Source organism: Streptomyces xingningensis (assembly GCF_054957865.1).
The window spans coordinates 20,417-36,498 of sequence record NZ_JBDJPF010000017.1 but is presented as its reverse complement, the minus strand read 5'-3'; the positions used below and the strand labels follow the sequence as shown (position 1 = coordinate 36,498).

Below are 16,082 nucleotides of genomic sequence, written 5' to 3'. Positions count from 1 at the left end.
CGCCCAGTAGGGTCTGCAGCCATGGGAGAGCAGAAAGAGCCCGTGAAGCGGCGGCTCGGCGTGATGGGCGGGACCTTCGACCCGGTCCACCATGGCCACTTGGTGGCCGCGAGCGAGGTGGCCTCGCAGTTCCACCTGGACGAGGTGGTCTTCGTGCCGACCGGGCAGCCGTGGCAGAAGAGCCACCGGCAGGTGTCGGCGGCCGAGGACCGCTATCTGATGACGGTGATCGCCACCGCGTCCAACCCGCAGTTCTCGGTCAGCCGGATCGACATCGACCGCGGCGGCCCGACCTACACCACCGACACCCTCCGCGAGCTGCGCGACCTCAACGACGACGCGGACCTGTTCTTCATCACCGGCGCCGACGCGCTCTCGCAGATCCTCACCTGGCGCGACACGGACGAACTGTTCTCCCTGGCCCACTTCATCGGGGTCACCCGGCCCGGGCACATACTGGCCAACCCCGGGCTGCCGGACGACCGGGTCTCCTTTGTCGAGGTCCCGGCGCTCGCCATCTCCTCGTCCGACTGCCGCACGCGGGTGGCCCGGGGCGAGCCGGTCTGGTACCTGGTGCCCGACGGTGTGGTGCGCTACATCCACAAGCGCAGGCTGTACCGTCACGACGGCTGACAAACCGGCCTGAGACACCGGCCGATCCCGGCTCGAGGGGCACCGTTGAACGACCGCCAGGACCCGTACGCGCACGATCCGTATTCCCCCGGCCACCGCTGGGAGGTGCCCCCACAGCAACCGCAGGTGTACGGCTACGACGCCCATGGCCGACCGGTGTACCGGCCCGACGCACCCGAGCTGGCGTATGACGCCTATGGGCAGCCGCTCCAGGGAACCCACGAGACCTCGTACCAGCAGGACCACGGCTACGGTTACGACCCGTACGCCGCGCAGGCCCCGCAGCAGCCGTACGACCCGGCGGCGTACCAGGCCGCGCCACCGCCCCAGGCGCAGACCCACCGGCCGGACTGGATCCCCCGGCAGACCGAGCGGACCGCACCGCAGGAGCAACCGGAGCAAGTGGTTCCGGACGGGGTCATCCCGGAGCCGCGGCAGGCCCCCGACCACGGCGGTGCGGACCGGGCGGGGGAGGAGGAAGCGGGGGAGGGGGAATCGGCCTACCGCACCGGGCAGTTCTCCTTCGTCGAGACGCCGGACGAGGAGTCCGAGGACGTCATCGACTGGCTGAAGTTCAGCGAGAGCCGCACCGAGCGCCGCGACGAACGCAAGCGCAAGGGCCGCAACCGCTATGCCGTCCTGGGCGTGGCGCTGGTGCTCGCGCTGGCCGGCGGGCTCGCCTGGTTCCTGCTGGCGGGCTCCGGCGACAGCAAGGGCACGGCGGCCGGGGCCGGCGGCCCGCAGCAGCGCGATGTCATCGTCGTCCATCTGCGGCAGACCAAGGGCGGTGGCAGCTCCACCGCCCTGCTGGTCGACAACGCCACCACCAAGAAGGCCAGCACGGTGCTGCTGCCCAACTCCCTCGCCGTCGCCAAGGAGGGCGGCGGTGCCACCACCCTCGGCAAGTCCGTCACCGACGCGGGCACCGGGGCCACCCGGGACGCCCTGAACACTCTGCTGGGCTCCCAGATCAAGGGGAGCTGGCGGCTGGACACCCCGTATCTGGAGAACCTGGTCCAGCTGGTCGGCGGCATCACCGTGGACACGGACACCGATGTGCCCGGCGCCAAGCCCGGCGACGGCCCGCTGGCCCGGCGGGGCAAGGACCAGAGCCTGAGCGGTCAGACGGCCGTCGCCTACGCCACCTACCGGGCGCCCCGCGAGGACCAGAACAAGCAGCTCGCGCGCTTCGGCCAGGTCATGCAGGCGGTGCTGAAGAAGCTCTCGGGCGACCCCGGCGCGGCCACCACCACCGTGGAGACGCTCGCCCAGATCCCCGACCCTTCGCTCTCCGTCAAGCAGCTCGGCGCCTCCCTGGCCCATCTCGCGGCGCGGGCCAAGGAGGGCTCCTACGACACCGCCGTGCTGCCGGTGCGCCAGGACGGCACGCTCGACGGCCGGGCGGCCGACGGCGTGGTCAAGGAGCTGCTCGGCGGCACGGTCCGCGGCACCGGCAAGGACGCCACGCCCCGGGTCGACGTGAAGAACGCCACCGGCGGCACGGCCGCCGCCGGATCGGCGCAGGTCGCACTGGTCAACGGCGGCTACACCTACCTGGCCGGCGGCACGGCGGCCGCGCAGGGCAGGTCCTCGGTGACCTACGCGGACGACAGGCGGGCGGCGGAGGCCAGGGAGGTCGCCAAGACGCTGGGACTGCCGGCCGGGTCGGTGAAGAAGGGGCAGGGCGCCGCCAACGCCGACATCACGGTGGTCCTGGGCAAGGACTACAAGGGCTGACGGCCGGCGGCGGCGGGCGGCCGGGGAAAAAAGCCCCGGGAGGGTGCCGACGGGTCGTGAGACCCTTGGTACGTACCGTCTCCCTACCGAAAGCATGGCTTGTGACCGCCACGGACCGTTCCATCGAGCTCATCCAGGCCGCTGCCCAGGCGGCCGCCGACAAGCTCGCGCACGACATCATCGCGTACGACGTCAGCGATGTGCTGTCGATCACCGACGCCTTCCTGCTGGCCTCGGCCCCCAACGACCGTCAGGTCAAGTCGATCGTCGACGAGATCGAGGAGCGGCTGCTCAAGGAGCTCGGCGTCAAGCCGGTGCGCCGCGAGGGCGACCGCGACGCCCGCTGGGTGCTGCTCGACTACGTGGACATCGTGGTGCACGTCCAGCACAGCGAGGAGCGCGTCTTCTACGCCCTGGAGCGGCTGTGGAAGGACTGCCCCGAGATCGAGCTGCCCGCCGACGCGGTCGCCACCCGGGGCAAGGCCGCCGAGCATGCCGAGGCGCAGGCGGCCGCCGAGCTGGACGGAGAGCTGCGCTGAGCGGCTACCGGGGCGGGCGTGGCCGCCGGATCGTGCTGTGGCGGCATGGTCAGACCGCGTGGAACGTGGAGCGCCGCTTCCAGGGTTCCACGGACATCGAGCTGACCGGGACCGGCGTCGCCCAGGCGCGCCGGGCCGCCCGGCTGCTCGCGGCGATGAAGCCGGACGCGATCGTCGCCTCCGATCTGCGGCGCGCCGCCGCGACCGCCGCCGAGCTGGCCGCGCTCACCGGCCTGGAGGTCTCCAGCGACGCCGGGCTGCGCGAGACCTACGCGGGAGCCTGGCAGGGGCTCACCCATGAGGAGATCATCGAGCGCCACGGTGAGCAGTACGCGGCGTGGAAGCGCGGCGAGCCGGTGCGCCGCGGTGGCGGCGAGCTGGAGACCGAGGTCGCCGACCGGGCCGCCCCGGTGGTCCTGGCGAACGCCGAGAAGCTGCCGCATGGCGGCACGCTCGTCGTCGTCAGCCATGGCGGCACCATCCGCACCACGATCGGGCGGCTGCTGGGCCTGGAGCCCCACTCCTGGGAGGCGCTCGGCGGCCTCACCAACTGCTGCTGGTCCGTGCTGGGCGAGGGTGCGCGGGGCTGGCGCCTGCTGGAACACAACGCGGGGACGCTGCCCGAGCCGGTCCTTGGCGACGACGACTGAGATGACGACTGAGACGACGGCCGGGACGAGGCCGGGGTGGTGCCCGGAGCGCTGTTGGCCCGATTTCGCGTTTGGGCAGGTGGCAGGCTAAAGTTCTTCTTGTTCGCGGGGAACGCGGGGGAAAGCCTCCGGGGGAAGCCGAGAACAGCGGGGCTATAGCTCAGTTGGTAGAGCGCCTGCATGGCATGCAGGAGGTCAGGAGTTCAATTCTCCTTAGCTCCACAATCCGGATGATCTCGTCCTTCTCTCGCAGAAGGGCGGGATCACTGCATTTCCCACTCTGTTTCCGCTTCCATCGCCGTTTCCGCTTCCATCGCCACGAACCGCCCGCGTATCTCCGAGAGCCTGCGGGCATGGGCACAGCAGCCGACCACCGGGTCGTCTATGGTGCGGAGCCGGGCCATCAGCTCCCGGCTCGGCTCGTCGCTGGGCGAATAGACCACGATGCGGGTCTCCGGTGCGCCGCCCACCGCCAGCGAGGTCGAGGTCAACCGGATCTCACCGACCGAGCCATGGCGCACGATCTTTATCCGGTTGCCCGGGGGGATCACCTGACCGGCCTCCCAGAGCCTGCGGAATTCCTCGCTGACGGCGGACAGTTGCCGGATGAGCGTCTCCCAGGACGGCTCCCCGAGGTGGCGCCCATATGCCGCGCGGAACGACGCCACCAGGAAGGCGAGTTCCTGGTCGTGGTCGGCAAAGGGATTGCAGCACTGCGGTCTGCTGAACAACTGCCACAGGACATTGGGCTTTTGGTCCGGTGCGAGGTGAATGAGGGGGAAGAGACCGTAATAGGCGGCATTGCTGGCCAGGACGTCATAGCGGGCGTTGTAGACCACGGCGGGGAGCGGGTCCAGGGCATCGATGATGCCCTGCACCTCCGGCCCCACCGTCTGGGCATCGGCCACCCGCGCCGGTGCGTACGGCACTTCGGCGAGATGGTAGAGGTGCTCGCGCTCCGTCTGGTCGAGGCGCAGCGTACGGGCGATCGCATCGAGCACTTGAACGCTGGCGTTGATCGGGCGGCCCTGCTCCAGCCAGGTGTACCAGGTGACGCCGACGCCCGAGAGCTGGGCGACCTCCTCGCGCCGCAGCCCGGGCGTACGGCGCCGCAGGCCTCCTGGCACGCCCACATCGGCCGGGGTCACCCGGGCGCGGCGGCCGCGCAGGAACGCGGCCAGCTCGGGCCGTCGGCGTCCGTTCGTCATTGCCATCGTCGTCATGTCCCCCATCGTCGTTGCCTCGGGGAGACGCTGCCAGGTGCTGCTGGTACCAGCATCGGCAGGCTCTCACCACTCGTATGGGAGCGGCGCCAGGCTCTGAGTCATGACCGAGACCTCCATCCGGACCTCCCCCGCCCCTTCGGCCACCAGTAGAGCGGACACCACTGACAACTCCCCCGACAGGCGGCCTCCGCAGCCGGGATGGCTGCTCGCGATCGTGCTCACCGGCCAGTTCATGGCGTTGCTCGACACGTTCATCGTCAATGTCGCCGCCCCCACCATCCGTTCCGACCTGCACGCCTCCGGATCCGGGCTGCAACTGGTCGTGGCGGGCTACACCATCGCCTATGCCGTGCTACTGATCACCGGGGCCCGGCTGGGCGCCCGGTATGGACACCGGAGAGCCTTTTTCGCGGGGCTGGTCGTGTTCACCGCTGCCTCGCTCAGCTGTGGACTCGCGGCGGACACCGGCCAGTTGATCGCCTTCCGGTTCGCCCAGGGCATAGGGGCGTCGGTGATGATGCCGCAGGTGCTCAGCCTCATCCAGCGCACCTATCAGGGCAGTTCACGGGCGAGGGCGCTCGGCGCGTATTCGGCGGTGCTCGCCTCCGGGGCGGCGGCGGGGATGATCGTGGGCGGCCTGCTGGTCAGCGCGGATCTCTTCGGCACGAGCTGGCGGCCGGCCTTCCTGGTGAATGTGCCGATAGGGGCGCTGCTCCTGATCCTCGGCCCGCGGCTGATGCCGCGCGACCGGCGGGAGAGCGGGCAGTCCGCCCGGCCGCTCGACATCCCGGGTCTGATACTGCTCGCGGCGGCGGTCACCTGCTTCACCGTTCCCATGGTGCTCGGTGAGGAGCAGGGCTGGCCGGGGTGGGGCTGGGTGTCGTTTGCGCTGAGCGCGGCGCTGCTGGCGCTCTTCGCGGGGTATGAGCTCCGGCTGGCCCGGCGTGGCGGTGCGCCGCTGATAGCGCCCGGGGTGCTGAGAGCACCGGGCATACCTCAGGCGGTGGCCCGTATCGCGCTCGCGATGGCGGCGAACGCCGGAATCCTCCTCACCCTGACGCTGCATCTGCAGAGCGGGCTCGGGTTCAGTGCGCAGCGCGCCGGGCTGACCTTCGTCCCCATGGCCGTGGCCTTCGGTGCCGTCGCACTCAACTGGCAACGGCTGCCTGCCCGCTGGCATGGCGCGCTGGCCACGGTCGGCTTCGCCCTGGCGGCGCTCTCGTTCGGGTGGACCGGGCTGGTGCTGCGCACCGGCGGCGCGGGGGGACCCTGGCTGTATGTCGCCCTGTTCCTGAGCGGTACGGGGATCGGGCTGGCCTTCAGCCCGACGCTGGCCCGGGCGCTGGCGACCGTGCGGCCCGAGCATGCGGCGGACGCCAGTGGCCTGTTGGTCACCACGGCCCAGCTCGGCCTGCTGACCGGGGTGGCGGTTTTCGGCGCCGTCTACCTCGGCGGGGCGGGGAGCTCGGGAGCCCACTCGTCGGCGCATGCGCTGTGGGTCACCTGCCTCGCGCTGGGCGGCACATCGGCCGTCGCGGTGGGTACGGGGCTGATACGGCGACGGCGCTGACCCGGCCGCCCTTCGCATGGCAGAATCGGACGGCCGGGAGCGGACGGGGCCCAAGGGGAGGGAAGGTGTCATGCCGGTATGCGTCTGCGCAAAAGCCGATGCCCTTCTCGGGGCCGTCACCCTCCACCCCGGCGGTGTCCCGTACGTCTGCACGGCCTGCGGCCACGGCTGGAGCTGAGTGAATGGGTGCACACAGCCGGAAGTGCGACTGGTGCGGCAGCGGGACGCCGATCGTCCGCGACATGGAGCCGATCAACGCCGACTACCAGTACTGGTGTGTCGAGTGCGCACGGGCGCTGATCATAAAGGGCGACCCGATCGAGACCTACCGTGAGCTCGAGGGCGAGCCGATCTACGGCCGGCTGCTCGATGAGCACTGTGCGCTCAAGCGCTTCTACTCCTTCGTCACGGCGTGATCTGGTGCACAGCGGGATCGATTTGGCAGAGGGCGGGTGGGTCCGTGTAATGTGGTCGACGCCGCCGGGGGAACCGGTCGGAAAACAGAACAAGGGGCTATAGCTCAGTTGGTAGAGCGCCTGCATGGCATGCAGGAGGTCAGGAGTTCAATTCTCCTTAGCTCCACAGAAGTTGAGCGGATCATCCGGAATGGGTGGTCCGCTCGCCGCATTTGGGCCCGCCGTTGCATTTGGGCTCACCGTTCCCGGTCCAGCCGCAGCGCGAGCGCCGGGCAGCGGCGTATGGCCCGTTGCGCGCGCCCCCGCAGTTGCCCGGGTACCCCGGCGTCGGCGAGCGACGGATAGCCGTCCGGGCCCATCCGCACCAGCTCCGGCAGCAGGTCCGCACACAGTCCATGGCCCTCGCAGAGCGTCCAGTCCACCGCCGGCCGCTCCCCGGCCGAGGACTCCGCACCGGAGGGTGCCGGCAGCGGCAGCACCCCCGCCGTCCGCCGTCCGCAGCCGCTGCCGAGCACATGCGCGGCCAGGTCGTCGGTGAACGCCGTCAGGGCGCTGAGTGCCAAGCGCGCCGCCCCGTCCGGGTGCCCGCAGGCACCGCGTCCGCGCACCCCCTGGGCCGCCTCCCACACGGTCTCCAGTGCCCGTCGTCCGCCTCCGGCCACCAGGTCCGCCAGCGCCCCGGCCAGCGAGGGCAGCCCCAGTCGGCAGGGCCCGCACTGCCCGGCCGACTCGGCGGCCAGCCAGTGCACCACCCGCGCCGTCTCGCCCAGCGGGCAGGTGTCGCCCCCCAGCGGCAGCACCGCGCCCGCGCCGAGGCTCCCGCCCCGGGCGGCGAGGGCCTCGCGGCCGAGGACGGCCTCGACTGCCGTCATGGCGTCCAGCCAGCCACCGTGATAGCCGCCGACCAGCACCCCCTGGAATCCGGGATCGGCACCGCAGCTGCCCAGCACCTGCCGCATCGGCACCCCGCCGGGCGCCTCCACCACGCTCGGCCGGGGCACCGCCCCGGAAAGGGTGAGCAGCAGGGTGCCGGGTTCGGCGGCCGTGCCGGTGCCGGCATAGCCCTCGGCGCCCAGGCGGGCGGCGAGGGCGAGTTGGGCATAGGTCTCGGCATTGGACAGCAGCGTCGGCGCCCCGCCCGCGCAGGGCGATCGTCTCCGCCAGCAGCACCAGCCGGTCGTCCGGCAGTTGGGGCACGGAGCCGTGCACGGCGAGGTGCGCCCTGCGGTCCAGCCGTTCCGCCGTGTCCAAGCCGGCCGTCAGGCGCGGGGGTCCGAGGGACAGGACGGGCGGCAGCTCGGGCAGCTCCGCGTTCACAGGTGCCGCCCGGGGGCGCCGTGCGGGGCGCGTCCTGGGGCGCGCCCCAGCAGGGCCCGTACCGGGCGCGGGGCCGGGAGCGGCAGCTCCCGGGGGGCCGAGTGGGCCCCGCCGGCGGCGGGGGCGGCGAGTGTGCGGCGGCGGCCGCGCAGGACCCGGAAGGCGAGCGCCGCCGCCACCGCGGCGAGGCACAGTGCGTAGCAGGCCGTCACCCAACCCGCCGGGATCCGGCCGGACTTGAGGCCGTGCAGCACGGCGGCGCACCAGGCCGGGTAGGCACAGGCGTGCAGGGCGCGCCAGTGGTGGGCGGCGCGGCCGCGCCCGGCGAAGACGGAGCGCACCGCGCCGGTCGTGGCGGCGAGCACCATCAGGTATCCCGCGAGCGCGCCCAGTCCGATGAGTCCGTCCGCGCCCCATGGGCCGGAGGAGAAGGGCAGCAGTGCGGCGGCCGGCCGGGCGTGTGCCTCGGCGGTCTTGATGCCGATGTGCACGGCGAGGAAGCCGAGCGCGCACATCGCGATGGCGCGGTGCACGGCCTGGGCGAACAGCCGGTCGCGCGCGGCGAGGACCAGCCGGTCGGCGGCGATGAGCCCCCAGACGACGGTGGCGGTGAGCGCGACCAGGGCGAGCACTCCGCCGGTGTGGTCGAGGAAGCGGTGCAGGGTCATGCCCCGGCACGCTAGGCAGCACGCCCAGGAGTACGGCCGGCTTCCCGCAAGCTCGTTCCGCAGGGGCGTGCCGCTGCTAACGTCGGTTCGTTCGGTCGGCGTTCATCCTGTGTCGCTTTCATGTGGTTGCTCCCTCAATGCCCCTTACTCGTCCGACACATGAGGTTTGTTTGGCCTCTTCTTGGTGAACTCATGCCCCCTGTATGAACAGTTCATCGAAAGAGTGACGTCCCATGTGCGGTCTGTCCGTTCGGTGTTCGGACATGCCCGTACATGCGACCACACGCGACCGTTTCGCATCGCAGGGGGTTTCATGAGATCAAGCCGCTTCAGAGCGCGCGTCGGACTGTCCTTGGTGGCGACGCTGCCCCTGGTGGCCGGGGCACTCGCGCTCGGCGCGCCCGTCGCGGGCGCCGACCCCGGCCCGCACGACCGCCAGTCGCTGACCGGCACCAAGCCCCAGTGGGCGACGGCCAGGGCCGACCGCGGGGCCACGTCCGACGCCAAGCAGATCACCGCCCGGGTCTACCTCGCCGGCCGGAACGCCAAGGCCCTCGCCGCATACGCGCAGGCCGTCTCCGACCCGAAGTCCGGTTCCTACGGCCACCATCTGACGGCGAAGCAGACGCAGGACCGTTTCGGCCCGACCAAGGACCAGATAGCCAAGGTCACCGGCTGGCTCAAGTCCTCGGGCCTCAAGGTGACCGGCACCAACAACCACTATGTCGCCGTCGCCGGTGACGCCGCGGCCGTCAAGAAGGCGTTCGGCGCCGAGCTGCACAACTACGTCAAGGACGGCAAGACCTACCACGCCCCGTCCCGCAACGCCTCCGTCCCGGCCTCCCTGGACGGCGCCGTCCTCACCGTGGTGGGCCTCAACAACGCCCCTCGGCTGGCCCACCACAACGAGGAACTGCCCGGGCCGAGCGCCGCGTTCGTCAACTCCGGCCCGTTCTCCACCTACTACGGCTCGAACGTCGACAAGAGCCTCCCCTCGGCCTACGGGGGGCATGCGCCGTACGCCATCAAGGGCTACACGGGCAAGCAACTGCGCGCCGTGTACGGGGCGAAGAACTTCACCGGCAAGGGCGTCACCGTCGCGATCACCGATGCCTACGCCTCGCCGACGATCGTCAAGGACATCGAGCAGTACGCCAAGCGCAATGGTGACAAGGCCTACCGCAAGGGCCAGTTCTCCCAGGTGCTGCCGGGCAACTACACGCACACCAGCGAGTGCGACGCGGCCGGCTGGTACGGCGAGGAGACCCTCGACATCGAGGCCGTGCACGCCGTCGCCCCCGCCGCGGACATCGTCTATGTCGGCGGCTCCTCCTGCCAGGACGACGACCTGATCGACTCCCTGCACAAGATCGTCGACAACCGGCTGGCCGACATCGTCTCCAACTCCTGGGGCGATGTGGAGTCCCACGAGACCCCGGACACCGCCGCCGCCTACGACCAGGTCTTCCAGACCGGCGCGGTGGAGGGCATCGGTTTCTACTTCTCCTCCGGTGACGCGGGCGACAACGTGGCCAAGTACGGCCAGAAGCAGGTCGACACCCCCGCCAACTCCCCGTGGGTCACCTCCGTCGGCGGCACCTCGCTCGCCGTCGGCAAGGGCGACAAGTACCTGTGGGAGACCGGCTGGGGCACCCACAAGGCGGTCCTGTCCAAGGACGGCCACAGCTGGGACAACTTCCCCGGCGGCTACAGCGGCGGTGCCGGCGGCGGCACCAGCAAGCTCTTCGAGCAGCCCTTCTACCAGCGCGGTGTGGTCCCCGACGCGCTCGCCAAGGCCGACGGCAGCGCCAAGCCGATGCGCGTCGGGCCCGACATCGCGGCCGTCGCCGACTCCACCACCGGCTTCCTGGTCGGCCAGACCCAGACCTTCCCGGACAAGTCGGTGAAGTACAGCGAGTACCGCATCGGCGGCACCTCGCTGGCCGCTCCGGTGATCGCGGGCGTCCAGGCACTGGCCCAGCAGGCCCGCCACGGTGTGCCGATCGGCTTCGCCAACCCGGCCATCTACGACCGCTACGGCACCTCCGCCTACCATGACGTCACCGATCACCCGCTCGGCAAGGGCCGGGGCATCGCCAATGTGCGCCTGGACTTCGTCAACAGCGTGGACGCCAAGGCCGGCGTGATCACCTCGCTGCGCAGCCTGGGCGGTGACAGCTCGCTCTCCGCGACCGTCGGCTATGACAACGTCACCGGTGTCGGCTCCCCGGCCGACAACTATGTGACCTCGTACGTGCCGGGCCACCGGCGCTGAGCCGTCCGCCGGGACCCGTTACCTCGGTGCGGGTCCCGGCGCCCCTGCGGTAACCTGAACCCATGCGTGCCGTACGCCTCCTGCTTAGCGAGCCGCGCTGATCAATCCCGACCGGTGACCCCCGGTCGGCATCGGCGCGGCGTCCCCTCCTGTGCGAGGGGCTTTTTCATTTCCGGGAATGTCCGGAAAACCCTGGAAACGCGGAACGCGACAGCAGGCAGAGACGACGATCGATGGAGCTTTGAGGACGATGAGCGAGACCACAGCCGCCGCCGAGGCGGCCGCCCCGCACCGCTACACGGCCGCGCTGGCCGCCGACATCGAGGCACGCTGGCAGGACTTCTGGGACACCGAGGGCACCTACCAGGCCCCCAACCCCAACGGTGAACTGGGCGGCGACCCCGAGCTGGCCGCCCGGCCCGCCAAGTTCATCATGGACATGTTCCCGTACCCCTCCGGTGCGGGCCTGCACGTCGGCCACCCGCTGGGCTATATCGCCACCGATGTCACCGCCCGCTTCCTGCGCATGACCGGCCACAACGTCCTGCACACCCTGGGCTTCGACGCCTTCGGCCTGCCCGCCGAGCAGTACGCCGTGCAGACCGGCACCCACCCCCGGGTGTCCACCGAGGCCAACATCGTCACCATGAAGGCGCAGCTGCGCAGGCTGGGGCTGGGGTACGACAAGCGCCGCTCGTTCGCCACGATCGACCCCGAGTACTACCGGTGGACCCAGTGGATCTTCCTGCAGATCTTCAACTCCTGGTTCGACGAGCAGACGAAGCAGGCCCGGCCGATCGCCGAGCTGATCGCCCAGTTCGAGAGCGGGGAGCGCGCCACTCCCGACCGGCGCCCCTGGGGTGAGCTGAGCGCCGTCGAGCGCGCCGACGTCCTGGGCGGCCACCGCCTGGCGTACGCCTCCGACGCGCCGGTGAACTGGTGCCCGGGCCTGGGCACCGTGCTGGCCAACGAGGAGGTCACCGCCGACGGCCGCTCCGAGCGCGGCAACTTCCCCGTCTTCAAGTCCAAGCTGCGTCAGTGGAACATGCGGATCACCGCCTATGGTGACCGCCTGCTCGACGACCTGGAGGCACTGGACTGGCCCGAGGCCATCAAGCTCCAGCAGCGCAACTGGATCGGCCGCAGCGAGGGCGCCCGGCTGAGCTTCGAGGTCGTCGGCCACGACGAGAAGATCACCGTCTTCACCACCCGCCCCGACACCATCTTCGGCTCCACCTATGTGGTGCTGGCCCCCGAGCACGAGCTGATCGACACCGTCCTCCCGGCCGAGTGGCCGCAGGGCGTCGACGCCTCCTGGACCGGCGGTGCGCACACCCCCGCCGAGGCGGTCGCCGCCTACCGCAAGCAGGCGCAGACCAAGACCGACGTCGAGCGACAGACCGAGGGCAAGAACAAGACCGGCGTCTTCACCGGCGCGTACGCCGTCAACCCGCTGACCGGCGAGCAGATCCCGGTCTTCGTCGCCGACTATGTGCTGATGGGCTACGGCACCGGGGCCGTGATGGCCGTACCGGGCCATGACGAGCGCGACTGGGAGTTCGCCACCGCCTTCGAACTGCCCATCGTCCGCACCGTCCAGCTCCCCGAGGGCTTCGACGGCGAGGCGTACACCGGGCAGGGCCCGGTCATCAACTCCGCCGGCGACCGGCTGGACATCAACGGCATGCAGATCGACGAGGCCAAGCGCGCCGTCATCGACCACCTCACCGAGCGGGGCATCGGCGAGGGCACCATCAACTTCCGCCTGCGCGACTGGCTGTTCAGCCGCCAGCGCTACTGGGGCGAGCCCTTCCCGATCGTCTACGACGAGGACGGCGTCGCCCATGCGCTGCCCGAGTCGATGCTCCCGCTGGAGCTGCCCGAGGTCGACGACTATGCCCCACGCACCTTCGCGCCGGACGACGCCGACACCTCCCCCGAGACCCCGCTGTCCCGCAACGAGGACTGGGTCGACGTCGAGCTGGATCTGGGCGACGGCCGCAAGCGCTACCGCCGCGAGACCAACACCATGCCCAACTGGGCCGGTTCCTGCTGGTACGAGCTGCGCTACCTGGACCCGCACAACAGCGAGCGGCTGGTCTCCGCCGAGGCCGAGCGGTACTGGATGGGCCCGCGCGAGGACAAGCCGCACGGCGGCGTCGACCTGTATGTCGGCGGCGCCGAGCACGCGGTGCTGCATCTGCTCTACGCCCGCTTCTGGTCCAAGGTCCTCTTCGACCTGGGCCACATCTCCTCGGTCGAGCCGTTCCACAAGCTGTACAACCAGGGCATGATCCAGGCGTATGTCTACCGCGACAGCCGGGGCTTCCCGGTGCCGGCCGCCGAGGTCGAGGAGCGCGACGGCACCTACTACCACCTGGGCGAGAAGGTCAGCCGACTGCTCGGCAAGATGGGCAAGTCGCTGAAGAACGCCGTCACTCCGGACGAGATCTGCGCGGAGTACGGCGCCGACACCCTGCGCCTGTACGAGATGGCCATGGGCCCGCTGGACGTCTCCCGTCCCTGGGACACCCGGGCCGTCGTCGGCCAGTACCGGCTGCTGCAGCGGCTGTGGCGCAATGTGGTCGACGAGAACACCGGCGCGGTCACCGTCGTCGACGCCGAGCCGGACGAGGCGACGCTGCGAGCCCTGCACAAGGCCATCGACGGCGTCACCCAGGACATGGCGAACCTGCGCTTCAACACCGCCATCGCCAAGGTGACCGAGCTGAACAACCACGTCACCAAGCTCGGCGAGGTGCCGCGGACGGTCGCCGAGCGACTGGTGCTGCTGGTCGCCCCGCTGGCCCCGCACATCGCCGAGGAGCTGTGGCGCAAGCTGGGCCACCAGGACTCCGTGGTGCACCGGGACTTCCCGGTCGCCGACCCGGCCTACCTCGTGGACGAGACCGTGACCTGCGTCGTCCAGGTCAAGGGCAAGGTCAAGGCGCGTCTGGGGGTGGCCCCGGCGATCTCCGACGAGGAGCTGGAGCGGGCGGCGCTGGCCGACCCGGCGGTGGTGGCCGCACTGGGCGGCGCGGGCATCCGCAAGGTCATCGTGCGGGCGCCGAAGCTGGTCAACATCGTTCCGGCCTGACCGGCATCGTTCCGGCCCGACCGGCTCGGGCGCCACGGGCTCAGGGTTTCCCTTACGGGCAGGTTGGGGGTTCCGGTGGAACCCACGACCTGCTCGTGCCGTTTACGGTAGAAGGGCACACGCACAGCAAGAAGCAATCGGTCCGACAGACCCCGCCCGAGGAGCGCCCATGGAAACCGTGGCCGTGATCGTCGCACTGATCGTCGCGGTCTTCGTCGCGCTCGCGGTGGTCGCCACGGTCAAGGCCGTGAAGGCGGTCAAGCGCGGCGTGGACCGTACGGTCGTCCAGGCCCGCCGCACGGTGGAGGACACCCGCCTCAAGGCCAAGCAGTATGTCCCGGGGCCCGGCGCCGAGGTTGCCCAACTGCGGCTCGCGCTGCGCACATCGATGCGTGCCACTCAGGATGCACTGCGTGAGCGCGCTCCGGAAGACCCCTCACTGTCCGAGTCCCAGGCCCTCTTCCAGCGGCTCAGCGCCCATGGCCGCGAGCTCGACGAGGATCTCAGGCGGCTGGAGGCCGAGCCCAGCCAGAGCCGGGTCGCCGAGAGCCTGCCCGAACTGCGGGAGCGCACGGAGCACATCAGGCAGGCGGCGGATTCGCTGCGGTGGGCCGCGCAGGACCGGGCGCGCCAGTTCACCGGGGACGACCTGGCGGATCTGAGCGAGCAGATCCGGATGGAGGCCAGCGCCCTGCGGCACTGGACGAGCGTGGCGGACGACGGAGCGGCTCCGTCCACCGCATCGGCTCCGTCCACCGCGTCGGCGCCGCCGACGGCATCGGAGCGGTCCGCGGCGGGCAAGTCGTCCGAACCGGCGCCGCCCGAGCGGGAGAAGCCCGCGATAGCGGGGCAGGACTCCTGGCGGGCGTCCACCGGCTACCCCTGGGAGAAGTGGCAGCGCAACGGCCGTCGTCCGGAGAGCACCACCTGATCGTCCCGGCCCGATCCCTGATGGGATCGTGGCATGAAACGATCACCTTCGGGGGCCGGACTGCCACCCCTGTGCCCCGACGGGTAACCTCCGGGGCATGTCCCGCCATGTCGCGATCGTCACCGATTCCACGGCCTATCTGCCGCAGCAGGCGATGGAGCGGCACCAGATCACCGCCGTACCGCTGACCGTCGTCCTGGGCGATGCGGCGCTCGAGGAGGGCACCGAGATCTCGGCCCGCTCGGTCGCCCAGGCCCTGCAGAAGCGCAGGCCGGTGACCACCTCCCGGCCCGGTCCCGAGGTCTTCGCGGCGGCCTATCGCGCGGCTGCCGAGGAGGGTGCCGAGGGCATCGTCTCCCTGCACCTTTCCGCCGAATTCTCCGGCACTTACGACGCGGCGCTGCTCGCCGCGCGCGAAGCCCCCGTACCCGTAAGGGTCGTGGACACCGGGATGGTCGCCATGGCCCTGGGCTTCTGCGCCTTGGCCGCCGCCGAGGCCGCACAGGCGGGCGGCACCCTCGACGAGGCGGTGGCCGCGGCCCAGAAGCGTGCGGAGGGCACGGCCGCCTTCTTCTATGTCGACACCCTCGACTATCTGCGCAGGGGCGGCCGCATCGGCGCCGCCCAGGCGCTGCTGGGCTCGGCGCTCGCCGTCAAGCCACTGCTCCAACTGGAGGGCGGGCGCATCGAGTTGCGGGAGAAGGTGCGCACCGCCTCCCGGGCCATCGCCCGGCTCGAGGAGATCGCCGTGGAACGAGCCGGTACCGCACCCGTCGACATCGCGGTCCACCACCTGGCCGCGCATGACCGCGCGGCCCTGCTCGTCGACCGACTGCGCGAGCGGGTGCCGGAGTTGGGCGAACTGCATGTGAGCGAGGTCGGCGCGGTCATCGGGGCGCACACCGGGCCGGGGCTGCTGGGCGTGGTGGTTTCGCAGCGGTAGGCAACGGTGGGTCGGTGATGGGCAGTGATGGGCAGCGATGGGCGGGGTGACGGGATGCCGGGGCGGGTGACGCGGTTGTC

At 71.0% G+C, this 16,082-nt stretch carries 12 protein-coding genes, 2 tRNA genes and 1 pseudogene; 12 read left to right on the top strand and 3 right to left on the bottom strand.

Features of this window, described 5'->3' with window-relative positions; genetic code table 11:
* Window positions 1-21 precede the first annotated feature (21 nt).
* The 5 genes from nadD (at window position 22) to ABCR83_RS11640 (ending at window position 3,781) form a co-directional block, all read left to right on the top strand.
* Window positions 22-633, top strand: coding sequence for a nicotinate-nucleotide adenylyltransferase (nadD, locus tag ABCR83_RS11660; RefSeq protein ID WP_462694838.1), 612 nt, complete (start codon window positions 22-24; stop codon window positions 631-633).
* Between the two features lie 45 nt (window positions 634-678).
* Window positions 679-2,370 (top strand): LCP family protein, encoded by a 1,692-nt coding sequence (locus ABCR83_RS11655; protein WP_462694837.1) that lies wholly within the window; start codon window positions 679-681, stop codon window positions 2,368-2,370.
* Window positions 2,371-2,471: 101 nt separating this feature from the next.
* A complete protein-coding gene (gene rsfS, locus ABCR83_RS11650) occupies window positions 2,472-2,909 on the top strand; it encodes a ribosome silencing factor (protein ID WP_462694836.1) in 438 nt (145 codons plus the stop codon).
* Window positions 2,906-3,559: a histidine phosphatase family protein gene (locus tag ABCR83_RS11645; protein WP_462694896.1), complete on the top strand. Its 654-nt coding sequence runs from the start codon at window positions 2,906-2,908 to the stop codon at window positions 3,557-3,559. The genes rsfS and ABCR83_RS11645 overlap by 4 nt, the downstream gene beginning before the upstream one ends.
* A gap of 149 nt (window positions 3,560-3,708) precedes the next feature.
* Window positions 3,709-3,781: transfer RNA gene (locus tag ABCR83_RS11640), tRNA-Ala, on the top strand.
* A gap of 41 nt (window positions 3,782-3,822) precedes the next feature.
* On the opposite strand, the gene ABCR83_RS11635 is transcribed toward ABCR83_RS11640, so the two are convergent.
* Window positions 3,823-4,791, bottom strand: coding sequence for a helix-turn-helix transcriptional regulator (locus ABCR83_RS11635; protein ID WP_462694835.1), 969 nt, complete (start codon window positions 4,789-4,791; stop codon window positions 3,823-3,825).
* Between the two features lie 94 nt (window positions 4,792-4,885).
* Between ABCR83_RS11635 and ABCR83_RS11630 the strand changes: the two genes are divergently transcribed.
* The 3 genes from ABCR83_RS11630 to ABCR83_RS11620 all read left to right on the top strand — a co-directional run bounded on the left by ABCR83_RS11630 (window position 4,886) and on the right by ABCR83_RS11620 (window position 6,937).
* Window positions 4,886-6,355, top strand: coding sequence for an MFS transporter (locus tag ABCR83_RS11630; protein WP_462694834.1), 1,470 nt, complete (start codon window positions 4,886-4,888; stop codon window positions 6,353-6,355).
* Between the two features lie 182 nt (window positions 6,356-6,537).
* Entirely contained in the window at window positions 6,538-6,771 is a 234-nt protein-coding gene (locus ABCR83_RS11625; protein ID WP_462694833.1) for a hypothetical protein, read from the top strand.
* A gap of 93 nt (window positions 6,772-6,864) precedes the next feature.
* A tRNA-Ala gene (locus tag ABCR83_RS11620) sits at window positions 6,865-6,937 on the top strand.
* 79 nt (window positions 6,938-7,016) lie between these two features.
* Here the strand turns inward: ABCR83_RS11620 and ABCR83_RS11615 are convergent.
* Together ABCR83_RS11615 and ABCR83_RS11610 are read right to left on the bottom strand one after the other, a co-directional pair.
* A pseudogene (locus tag ABCR83_RS11615) lies at window positions 7,017-7,910 on the bottom strand (NADH-ubiquinone oxidoreductase-F iron-sulfur binding region domain-containing protein); the annotation flags it as partial.
* Window positions 7,911-8,084: 174 nt separating this feature from the next.
* Window positions 8,085-8,756, bottom strand: a complete 672-nt coding sequence (locus ABCR83_RS11610) for a hypothetical protein (RefSeq protein WP_462694832.1) — start codon at window positions 8,754-8,756, stop codon at window positions 8,085-8,087.
* Window positions 8,757-9,069: 313 nt separating this feature from the next.
* Between ABCR83_RS11610 and ABCR83_RS11605 the strand changes: the two genes are divergently transcribed.
* The 4 genes from ABCR83_RS11605 (at window position 9,070) to ABCR83_RS11590 (ending at window position 16,002) form a co-directional block, all read left to right on the top strand.
* Window positions 9,070-11,031 (top strand): S53 family peptidase, encoded by a 1,962-nt coding sequence (locus ABCR83_RS11605; protein WP_462694831.1) that lies wholly within the window; start codon window positions 9,070-9,072, stop codon window positions 11,029-11,031.
* Window positions 11,032-11,281: 250 nt separating this feature from the next.
* A complete protein-coding gene (gene leuS / locus ABCR83_RS11600) occupies window positions 11,282-14,128 on the top strand; it encodes a leucine--tRNA ligase (protein WP_462694830.1) in 2,847 nt (948 codons plus the stop codon).
* A 169-nt stretch (window positions 14,129-14,297) separates the two neighbouring features.
* Complete coding sequence (locus tag ABCR83_RS11595; RefSeq protein WP_462694829.1) at window positions 14,298-15,059, top strand: hypothetical protein; 762 nt, start codon at window positions 14,298-14,300, stop codon at window positions 15,057-15,059.
* A gap of 97 nt (window positions 15,060-15,156) precedes the next feature.
* Complete coding sequence (locus ABCR83_RS11590; RefSeq protein WP_462694828.1) at window positions 15,157-16,002, top strand: DegV family protein; 846 nt, start codon at window positions 15,157-15,159, stop codon at window positions 16,000-16,002.
* The last annotated feature ends 80 nt before the right edge of the window (window positions 16,003-16,082 follow it).

Excerpts from the sequence above, each read along its gene's own strand:
- ABCR83_RS11595 (WP_462694829.1), top strand. The coding sequence starts at position 14,298 with ATGGAAACCGTGGCCGTGATCGTCGCACTGATCGTCGCGGTCTTCGTC.
- leuS (WP_462694830.1), top strand. The coding sequence starts at position 11,282 with ATGAGCGAGACCACAGCCGCCGCCGAGGCGGCCGCCCCGCACCGCTAC.
- ABCR83_RS11590 (WP_462694828.1), top strand. The coding sequence starts at position 15,157 with ATGTCCCGCCATGTCGCGATCGTCACCGATTCCACGGCCTATCTGCCG.
- ABCR83_RS11630 (WP_462694834.1), top strand. The coding sequence starts at position 4,886 with ATGACCGAGACCTCCATCCGGACCTCCCCCGCCCCTTCGGCCACCAGT.
- ABCR83_RS11605 (WP_462694831.1), top strand. The coding sequence starts at position 9,070 with ATGAGATCAAGCCGCTTCAGAGCGCGCGTCGGACTGTCCTTGGTGGCG.
- ABCR83_RS11610 (WP_462694832.1), bottom strand. The coding sequence starts at position 8,756 with ATGACCCTGCACCGCTTCCTCGACCACACCGGCGGAGTGCTCGCCCTG.
- nadD (WP_462694838.1), top strand. The coding sequence starts at position 22 with ATGGGAGAGCAGAAAGAGCCCGTGAAGCGGCGGCTCGGCGTGATGGGC.
- ABCR83_RS11635 (WP_462694835.1), bottom strand. The coding sequence starts at position 4,791 with ATGGGGGACATGACGACGATGGCAATGACGAACGGACGCCGACGGCCC.
- ABCR83_RS11625 (WP_462694833.1), top strand. The coding sequence starts at position 6,538 with ATGGGTGCACACAGCCGGAAGTGCGACTGGTGCGGCAGCGGGACGCCG.